Here is a 9,993-nt window from a genome sequence, read left to right on the forward strand (position 1 = left end):
ATGGTGGAGTTGAAGCAGTCCCTTAGTACTACGTCTAATATCGCGGGGCAATATTAGACGCTATTAGTTTAGACGAGGGTTACAACGAAATTAATCAGGCAAATTTTCTAGCAAAAATCTTTGCATATTTTCACCCATCACCAAACGAACATCTGACTCCGAGAGGCCAACATCCAGTAACTTTTGAGTTAACTCTACTAACTCGCTGGTATCAAATGCGACTTCGGTGGCGCCATCAAAATCAGAGCCTAAGGCAATATGTGGCGCCCCTACTAATTCAACACCGTATTTAATTGCCGCCGCCACATTAGCTGGTGAAATGTCGCATACCGCGCCATCCCAATAACCTAGGGCAATTAAACCTCCAGCTTTGGCGACTTGTTGCATTAGCTCGTCACTGATATTACGGGGAGACTGACAATGACCATATAATCCCGTATGGCTTATTACCAAAGGCTTTGTACTGAGTGCCAGCACGTCACGTACGACTTGTTCGGAGGAATGAGAAATATCCACGATGATGTCTAAAGCTTGCATAGCCTGCACCGCTTCTCGACCAAATTCAGTTAAGCCCGCACCACTGGTGCCATGTAAAGAGCCTCCCAGTTTGTTATCAAAAAAATGCTGCAGACTCATCATTCTGAAACCATGAGCATAGAGGTTTTGAATATTGCTCAGCTCACCATCTAACGCATGTGAGCCCTCTGTGCCAAGCAACGCCCCCACTAAGCTTGGTTGGCTAATACGAGCGTCAATAAACTTTTGTAAGCTGGTTTTTGAGTCAATAAAATGCATATTGGTGGGATTTTCAGCAATAAATTCATGCAACTTATCTGCTTGGTGTATGGCACGTTGAGTCAGGCTCGACCAAGTAGCCATAGGCCAAAGTTGCACTAAGGCAATTTTAGTGATGTTGTCACTTGCTTGGGTTTCGTTACGCTCATAATTAAGTCCACTGGGCGACTTAGTCACGGTGGTGAACATTTGCAAGGCGACGTTACCTAGTTGTAAACGCGGAACATCCACATGACCAAAATCACTTAGCGCATTTAAATCACGATCCCACATCAAACTATCGCTGTGCCAATCGCCAATAAATAAGCTCTGATGTAATGCGCTGGCTTGCTCGCTGATATCGGATTTTTCATGGGGCTTTATACGGTTAAATTGCTGCTCTAAGTAGCCAGGCGCAACATTAAAAAACGTTATCGCTAAAATGGTTAACAAACTGAAAAAGATGACTTTTTTACTGACAAACATAAGATCTCACATCATTTTTTAATCGTCGGTAGTTGATATTAAATGCTAAAGTAATGAAAACACACTCATTTTATAAATTGAGATGGAGCTTGAGATGCAAAACAAGATAGCTGTGGTCACAGGTGCAAGTCGCGGTATCGGTAAGGCCACCGCCAAACTGCTGGCCAGTCAGGGATATGCAGTATGTATTAATTACCACAGCAACAAAATCGCAGCCAATGGGGTGGTCGAGAGTATCTTAGCTCAAGGTGGTAAAGTCATTGCCTATCAGGCCGATGTATCTTGTGAATCACAAGTAGTCGAATTATTTAACTTTGTTGATGCCCAGTTGGGCACTATCACGCACTTAGTCAACAATGTTGGCATTCTGTTACCTCAGTCAAAATTAATTGATATGGACGCCCAACGTATCAATAAAATTCTGACTACCAATGTCACCAGCTATTTTTTGTGTTGTCGTGAGGCCTTAAAACGTATGCAAAAAGGCGCCGCGATAGTTAACGTATCTTCTGGGGCCGCACGTTCTGGCTCGCCCAGTGAATATATAGATTACGCAGCGTCCAAGGGTGCAATCGATACCCTAACCAAAGGACTATCCTTAGAAGTTGCTGCTCAAGGTATTCGGGTTAATGGTGTGCGCCCCGGCTTTATTCACACCGATATCCATGCCGACGGTGGTGAGCCAAAGCGTATAACCAGACTCAGCCCACACATTCCGCTGCAACGCGGCGGCACGCCTGAAGAAGTAGCCCAAGCTATCGCTTGGTTATTATCCGATGTTGCATCTTATGTTACTGGCTCTACTATCGATGTAAGCGGCGGGAAATAGTTTGCCACTTAAGTAAAATAACAGCCGCAAATTGCCATGTCGTTTAGGTTTTTTGAGCAAACAATGTCGTATTAACTGCTTTGCATACTTTGGCATTTTTATTGCTCAGTTAGCTTAATCTAGATTACTTAAGCCATTCAACCTCCATGAAAAAACATTTAATTGCCATTGCTTTGTTAAGTTCATTAAGCAGCCAAGCCGCAGAAGTGACTTATCAATCCAGCCCTACCATTGTCACACTCGCGGCTGATGGCACGGTGCAGGTCAAAGTGAAAGAGGCGGAAAATGTTGAGCCTATTACCTGTAGTCAAAGTGCTTATGACTTTGAGTTTTATTTGGAATCCATTGTCAGTCAAAAATGGTATGACGCCCTTATCATCGCCAACAATGTGGGCGGCATAATTGATTTTCATTATGATGATGCCACCTGTTTATTAAGCGCTTTGTCACTTACTCGATTATCTAGTAACGATGGTTCAGCTGAAGTACCGGTAGGCGAACTTCAAGAAACCGGCAACTACGGTAACGTGGCACTTATTGGAACCAATGGTCTAACCGCTGCCAGTTATTCTTCTAGCGCATTTTATACCCAAGATACTCATGTCGCCGCATTTGATGGCTACGTATATGCCGACAAAGTTAACGCAGAAACTGGCGACAAAATTTCACGTGGCATTTGGATGGCCAAAATGCGCGAGAGTGATGGCTCACTTGCTGAGCCTTGGATCCAAGTTGATTTTGGTAAAAAAGTCAGTATCGCTGGTATTCGTTTACATATAAACACTAAGTCACTGGCCTTAGGTCGCAGTGCCAAGTCCATCATTTTAATGACCTCGGACGACGGTAATGAATTTGTGCAATATGATACTTATACCCTGCCCTATCAGGCTTTAGTTGATGGTAAATTTACCACCACTTTAAAAACCCGCTTTTTACGTCTAAAAGTGATGAGTAACTACGGTGATGCCAACTTTGTTGAAATCGACGAATGGGAAATTTATCAAAACTAAGTTTACACAACACCACTTTAGATAAAACAAAAAGCCTGAAAACTCACATTTTCAGGCTTTTTTGTTTGCGTTTAATGAGCCATTAAACTCAGTCTTTTAGCACAATTCGATAATGTGCCTTACCTTGACGCAATTTATCAATCGCCTCATTAACCTGAGCAAAACTAAAATACTCTGTGACCGGTTCAATATTATGTAGTGCCGTAAAATCCAGCATCTTTTTGATCGTAGCTGGGCTGCCCACGGGCGAACCAGACACCGAACGCTGCCCCATAATCAAAGGAAACACACCAATATTCAGTGGCTCCAAAGTTGCACCCACAAAATGTAAACGGCCTTTAGGCGCTAAAGTGCCTACATAGGCATTCCAGTCCAGTTTTACGTTTACCGTAGAGATAATAAAATCAAAACGTCCTGCGGCAGCTTCTAACTCACTAGCATTATTGCTGTTAAGGGTATGATGAGCCCCCATTTTAAGGGCTTCAGCTTTTTTACTTTCGCTTGAAGTAAAGGCGGTTACTTCGCAGCCCCACGCATTTAAAAATTGCAGTGCAATATGACCTAATCCACCAATACCGATCACAGCAACTTTGGACGTAGGTTTAACATCAAACTGTACGAGTGGGTTAAATACCGTGATGCCGCCACAAAATAATGGGCCAGCAGAATCAGGCTTAACCCCTTTAGGTAGCTCTACAACTGAATTGGCTTGGGCACGCACCTTGTCGGCAAAACCACCGTGACGGCCACCGATAGTAGGCTGTGCGCTGGCACATAAATTATGATCGCCCGACTGACAAGTATGACAAGTATTGCAATAGCCAGAGTGCCAACCCAGACCAACACGTTGCCCCACTTTAATTTGTGTTACGTCCGAACCAACTGAGTTAACAATGCCAATCACTTCATGACCGGGAACAAAAGGATATTGGGTAAAGCCCCAGTCGTTATCCAACATGCTTAGATCACTGTGGCAAATACCACAGGATTCTACATCCAGTTCTACTTCATCTTTACCAAGTGGGCCCGGATCATATTCAAAGGCTTCGAATTTTGCTCCGGGTGCCATGGCCGCATAAGCTTTTATCATTGTCGTGCTCCGTTATTTGTTATCCACATCAAAAGTGACTCAGTATAGGTAAAAACCTCTTAACTCTCTTGGTTAAAATCATTCTTTTTTGTGAGACACCAAGATTAGCCTGAATTATAAGTACTTGCTTAATCGGGATAAATTTGAATATGCTAAGGTAAATGATTGAAGCACTTCCAAAATGCAACAGGTACCGATATTTGCAAGACTTTGCTAACAGCGAACAAGAAAAAATTGCCCTTGAACACCAAGCGGCAAAACTCTTTATGCGTTGGTATGAACATGACACAAACAAACCTATTCGCCACCTGTGGCACAACCAGCCCAGTAAACCAGATGTGTCTTGTCGCTTTGAAGGTCAACGTCTCGATCTTGAAATAGCTCACTTGTACGGCAGTGAGCAAGAGGCAATGGCTATTTTAGGCCGAGACTTAAGTGAACAAACCCGTGCAGAGCTAAGAGAGTTAGTGCTAAGTAGCGAACCCGATCAACGTTTGTTAAGGGCTTTAAACAGAATTTTATTAAACAAGTCGCTCAAACAATATAAAACCAAACGTGTCTGGCTGATTATTCGCAACGCTCATCCCGCATGGGACAAAACACAAATTGCAGCGTTACAAGGCTGTATTGATGTGCCCCAAAATCATCCTTTTGAACAAATCTGGATAGTGGGTGACTGGCAAGGTAAAACGGGCATAGTTCAGCTTTACCCGAACTAAAACAAACAAAAGTATTATGGGTAACAAGGCAGTGATCCTCATGTTGTGCAGCGCTGTATTATCTCTTTTTGACTTAGCGAAATAATAATCCCCAGCATTGATGCTGGGGATTACTCACCATAGTTAAATGGCGTTTTGTGTTTAATAAGTAACGAAGCGGTTCTAGAACTTGTAGCTAGCGCCCAAGGTAACTCTTCTGTCTGGTAATCCGACAAAACACAGTAGTGCATTTTCTGCCACACAGTATTGATCAATACGCTCTTCGGTCAGGTTTACCCCTTCCAATCCTATATTGAATTTGTCAGTGACATCATAGCTAATACTGGCATTAAGCTGGCCTCTGTCTCCAGTCACAACTGGGAAGCTCAGGGTACTACTACCACTGGCGTTAGCTCCACCAGCAAAATCTTGAGTACGGAAGGCTTCACGCCATGTATAACGCATGCGAGCTGACAGACCAAACTTCTCATAATACAAAGTAAAGTTGTAAGCGTTTTCTGAGAAATCCAATAAGCCCCTGTCGATACACACATCGCCAAGCACCTGTAATCCACGACCTGAAGTACAATCTTCAACTGAACCACCAGAGAAATCTTGGATAGTGTAGTTGGCAATCACACCAAAACCTGATGCCCAACCTAAGTCACTTTCAAAGCTTGATAGATCATATTGGAAAGCCATTTCAATACCGGTTTGTGTGGTTGTTTCAGGATCATTACCCGGAGTGGTTTTATCCACACATAAACCCAGTTGAGTTGGATCACCTAATATACCGGGTACGACTTTTGGATTAAAGATACCACCACCTGGGCATGATGGATCAGTTTCACGGGCAAAGCCCCCTGGAGTGATACTAGAAGAAACCAATAATGCTCCCTCAAAATCTATCCCAAAGATGTTGGTACGTTCTTTTTTGAAGTAACCAATACTGGCGACAGCCGCTTCTGCAAAATACCACTCCACACCAATATCAAAAGAGGTGACTTCTTCTGGCTCAAGACCAGGGTTACCTAAAGCCACTACTGAGTTTTCTTGAGTGTCTAATCGATAGCCGGTCGCCAACTGATTAAAGTTAGGACGTCTAATGTCCGAGCCATAAGCCATACGTACAACAACATCATCATGGGGTGTCACCACCACGTTTAAACGAGGTAGTAAAAAGTCATAACTGCCACTGGTGGTTTGTAAGTTGTCATCAGGACCATAACCAATTGAATCAATTTCGGTGTCTATATAACGGAAACCGACATTACCACGCACCATGTCGCCAAACTCAAAATTTGCTTGGGCATAGAAAGACATGGTTTGTTCTTCAATATTATAAAAGGCCGTATTGTTTGGTTGCAGATTTAAAATATCGGGACTGCCTGGATCATGGGCAATAACCGCATCTTGTAATATTTTAATCACACCATCTGGGTCTGAAAATGAACGATCAGGATCAAGCAGTAAAAAGTCACTAATAAACAAGTTTCTGCCGTCGGCATCGCCATAGTTGCTTGGTCCTGCTACAAGCAGATCCGCAAAAAGCGAACCGTTAGGACTGTCTTTCATTTGACTGAAGCCACCAATATTATCGCTAATATCTTCAAAGCGACTTGAGGATTTATTGAAACGAGCACCAAAATCAACTGAATTGATAAACTCAATTTGATCAACGTAGTATTCAACATCAACACGTACTGCATCTTCTTGGTTTTTGGTGGTATTGCGGCCTACTTGTACTTGTTGCAGAACCACATTATTAGGGTCAAGTAAGTCTGCAAGTGATGGGGCGTAGGGTGAATCAAAGTTGATACCCCAGGCTAACGAACCGCCCGATAAGTCATATTTGAAAGGGACACAGTTATCGTTACTCGTAGCGTCAAGAGGGCAGCCAGGGTTAATAAAGTTTAAGGTGGTACTTAAATTAGGGTTGAAAGTATCAGCGCTTGATGATGAAATTTCAGCAGTGACTTTAAGGTTTTCACCTTGCCATTGACCACCAAAGGTGAACACTTCACTGTCCGTAATACGCGCCCCAGTATCACTCGACAAGCGCAAATTGGGATCATCATCATCCACCGCTAAATCTGGCTCTAGAGTACCAATCAGCGCGGCCTGTTTTGAGCCAATATTGACACCATCAATGGTGCCATAGTTAATTGTTTCAAACGCAGAAGGCACACTCTTGTTGAGTATGGCGGTCACGCCTGAAGCTTGCAGTCGATATGAATCCCTGCTGCGCTCTTGTTTATTGATAATGGCATCGAAATGAAACTTCAAGCTATCGCTAGGTGCCCACTCAAAGGTAGTGGCTAGGTTTTTAGTTTCATAATCGTCATTTTCTTGTTCTTGCACAAAAAACTGAATGCCCTGAAATTCATTACCGTCAATAGTCACTAAGTTATCGCGGTCAGCACGAGGACGGAATGACACCGCCTCTTGTTCGGTATAACTCCCACTGACTACAAAGCCAAATTTACCGGCATCGGTTTCCCAATTGTCACCAAAAGCAGCAGAAAAACGCGGTTGAGCGCTTTGAGTACTTAAGCTGCTGTCTTCGAGTTGGACCCGAACCGAGCCTAAGGTTTCAGATAAGGTCAGTGGACGAATAGTACGTAGGTTAATGGTTCCACCAACCGAGCCTTCGATGGTCTTAGCTTCAGGCGCTTTGGTCACTTCAACCGCCGCAATAATCGACGCGTTTATATCCTCAAAACTAATACCGTTGCGACCAGAGCCTGAGCCCACAGTGGACACTCCATTAATTTCAACCCGGTTGGCGCTAGTACCACGAATTTGCACACCAGTACCTATGCCGGCCGAACGAGTGATTTGCACACCGGTGATATTTTCAAGTACTTCCGCCAAATTTTGGTCAGGCAGCTTTCCAACATCATCCGCCTGAATAACTTCAACTAGGTTGGTGGCGCTGCGTTTTTCTAACAGTGCACTTGAAAGAGATGCACGAATACCACTGACCTGAATGACTTCGGTATCATCGACAACAGGCGCGGCTGTTTCTTGTGCATGTAACGGCGTGGCCATATTCAGCGCACTGGCTGACAGCAGCGCTAGGGTGATTTTAGATAGTTTGTGTCCCATATGTGCCTCCTCGTGCAGTGCTTAACATGGACCAACAACGACCACCTAACACCACATTATTATTTTATAGTCATCGTCCACTGCAACACTAAAATTACATTGAACTTGCAAAGCGTTAACAACGCTGCAACAAAAATATTCCACAAAACGCAACCGGTCAATCTGCCTTACCAATTTAATTAAAATAGTTCTTATTTGAACATTAATATTCACTATTGTTTTTTTATGTCGAGAAAGATGGCTTTTACCACGAGACCAAAATCCGCAAATAACAGGAAAAATTTGGCTTACTTAATGTTATGCAGGAAAGTGCAAGTCAGATGAGGCAGTATCGATTAATGGTTGTTTGTCTGTAGATTTACTTTTAAGAACAACAGTTATTAAGCGCTGGATCGCAGACAACTAAAGATAAAATGATATTTTTTGTGTTTTGCATCCTGCTACTCACATGCAAATATGCCATCTAAGATGTTAGCTTAAGCTTACTCAGACAGGCTGTTGTGAGCGATTTTCTGTCATTTATTAAAGAATGACTCGACTGTCCGGTTCTAGGCTCAGAGCTGCCTGATTCAATTCAAAGAGTTAGCTAGACACCCACTTTTAAAAAAGACTTTGAGAGGTGTTTTGCTACTTTTTAAGAATGGGTGCCTGCTTTAATTTTCATTATGAATGGGTAATGAGATGGACGCTCCCTAATACGGCGTCAATGCGCCAAAATAGTATTTTCAAGTAGACTATTTACATAAGGAACATCAAGATGAAATATAAAACAATTACTATTGATTTAGCAAAGAATGTATTTCAAGCATGCGATGTGAATGAGCTTAAAAACGCACAAGAGCAAGCTGAATAAAAATTCATTAAAATATGTCCGGAAATTTTACAACTTAGGCCTTCTTTGAAAAAAATTAAATGTAACATATTGTAATTAAAAGGTTTATTATTTTGGTGCAAACTTTGCATATGTAAGTTCTCTAACTTTATCTTAATAAGAAATTCTATGAAAAATATATTTTTTGCAATAATCATGGCTACTGGCTTGTTTTTTTCGGGAAGCGGCAATGCAACTTTAGTATTTAATTTTGAAGGTACTTGTAGTGTTGATTGTTCTAGGTTTGGCCTAGCTGATGGAACTGCATTTACAGAATCGAATGTATTAGGTTTGTTCGACGGAACTGACACTTCGGCTGGATCAGACTTATTAATTTCAGATATTGAGTATTTTACGTTCTTCGGCATAGATTTTTTGTCTGGTCATTCCTATTTGGACCTTAGCACCCCAAATATAGGTTTCACTGCTGATAATATACTTAGCGGTTTCATTTTAGCTAGTGGTGGCAGTAATGGTTTCTGCTATAATTATGCAGTAAGTACTTGTGAAAGTGGAGACTTTGATACATCTGTACCACCATTCGTACAAGCAAGCGGTGGTTCAGGTCATGGTATGGCTCAGTTCACAGTGACTAGCGTACCAGAACCAACAGCACTTGTGTTGCTAGGTTTGGGATTAGCTGGTATTGGCTTCTCAAGAAATAAGAAAGTTTCTTAAGTCATTTAATATTTTTTTATTATTTAAGCCTCGATAGAACGAGGCTTTTTTATGCCTAAAAGTATCTAGACACCCAAAACAACAAAGGCTTTAATCACAGCGTAAATCAGCAAGTACAAAGTGGTAAGGGTTTTCTGACTCTTGGTTTTAAAATAGATAAATCGAGCCTGTCAGGAATAATTGGGGTCGCAGTCAATTTAAATAATATTTTTGCCGCAAATCTGTTATTTTTTGGCCGAAAATCGACATTGCTTAAGTCAACAATATCGCACCTGCTGTCATTAAATACTAAATGACTCGACTGACCGCTTTTAGGCTCTAAGCTGCCTGTCACCAAAATCCATCTCTATTTCTGCTAATGTTTAGATTATCAGTTAGCTGTCGGCCACACTAAACTGCCTTCGCCCTGCTAGGCTGGGACAGCTAGCGGATAATATCCGAGGGAGGAA

General features: G+C 42.3%; 7 protein-coding genes. 4 read left to right on the top strand and 3 right to left on the bottom strand.

Going from position 1 to position 9,993, the window contains the following annotated elements; translation table 11 throughout:
* Nucleotides 1–90 precede the first annotated feature (90 nt).
* On the bottom strand, nt 91–1,260 hold the full coding sequence (locus AX660_RS22680) for a dipeptidase (protein ID WP_068382450.1): 1,170 nt from the start codon (nt 1,258–1,260) through the stop codon (nt 91–93).
* A gap of 94 nt (nt 1,261–1,354) precedes the next feature.
* Here AX660_RS22680 and AX660_RS22685 point away from each other — a divergent pair, with 94 nt between their 5' ends.
* Together AX660_RS22685 and AX660_RS22690 are read left to right on the top strand one after the other, a co-directional pair.
* On the top strand, nt 1,355–2,089 hold the full coding sequence (locus AX660_RS22685) for an SDR family oxidoreductase (RefSeq protein WP_068382452.1): 735 nt from the start codon (nt 1,355–1,357) through the stop codon (nt 2,087–2,089).
* Between the two features lie 146 nt (nt 2,090–2,235).
* Nucleotides 2,236–3,099 (top strand): discoidin domain-containing protein, encoded by an 864-nt coding sequence (locus tag AX660_RS22690; RefSeq protein WP_068382454.1) that lies wholly within the window; start codon nt 2,236–2,238, stop codon nt 3,097–3,099.
* An 88-nt stretch (nt 3,100–3,187) separates the two neighbouring features.
* On the opposite strand, the gene ahr is transcribed toward AX660_RS22690, so the two are convergent.
* A complete protein-coding gene (gene ahr / locus AX660_RS22695; protein WP_068382456.1) occupies nt 3,188–4,189 on the bottom strand; it encodes an NADPH-dependent aldehyde reductase Ahr in 1,002 nt (333 codons plus the stop codon).
* 266 nt (nt 4,190–4,455) lie between these two features.
* Between ahr and AX660_RS22700 the strand changes: the two genes are divergently transcribed.
* Nucleotides 4,456–4,908, top strand: coding sequence for a hypothetical protein (locus AX660_RS22700; protein WP_407669423.1), 453 nt, complete (start codon nt 4,456–4,458; stop codon nt 4,906–4,908).
* A gap of 162 nt (nt 4,909–5,070) precedes the next feature.
* On the opposite strand, the gene AX660_RS22705 is transcribed toward AX660_RS22700, so the two are convergent.
* Complete coding sequence (locus AX660_RS22705) at nt 5,071–7,995, bottom strand: TonB-dependent receptor (protein WP_068382461.1); 2,925 nt, start codon at nt 7,993–7,995, stop codon at nt 5,071–5,073.
* 1,000 nt (nt 7,996–8,995) lie between these two features.
* Between AX660_RS22705 and AX660_RS22710 the strand changes: the two genes are divergently transcribed.
* On the top strand, nt 8,996–9,544 hold the full coding sequence (locus tag AX660_RS22710) for a PEP-CTERM sorting domain-containing protein (protein ID WP_068382463.1): 549 nt from the start codon (nt 8,996–8,998) through the stop codon (nt 9,542–9,544).
* Nucleotides 9,545–9,993 lie beyond the last annotated feature (449 nt).

It is taken from the genome of Paraglaciecola hydrolytica (assembly GCF_001565895.1).
In the GTDB taxonomy this organism is placed as follows: domain Bacteria; phylum Pseudomonadota; class Gammaproteobacteria; order Enterobacterales; family Alteromonadaceae; genus Paraglaciecola; species Paraglaciecola hydrolytica.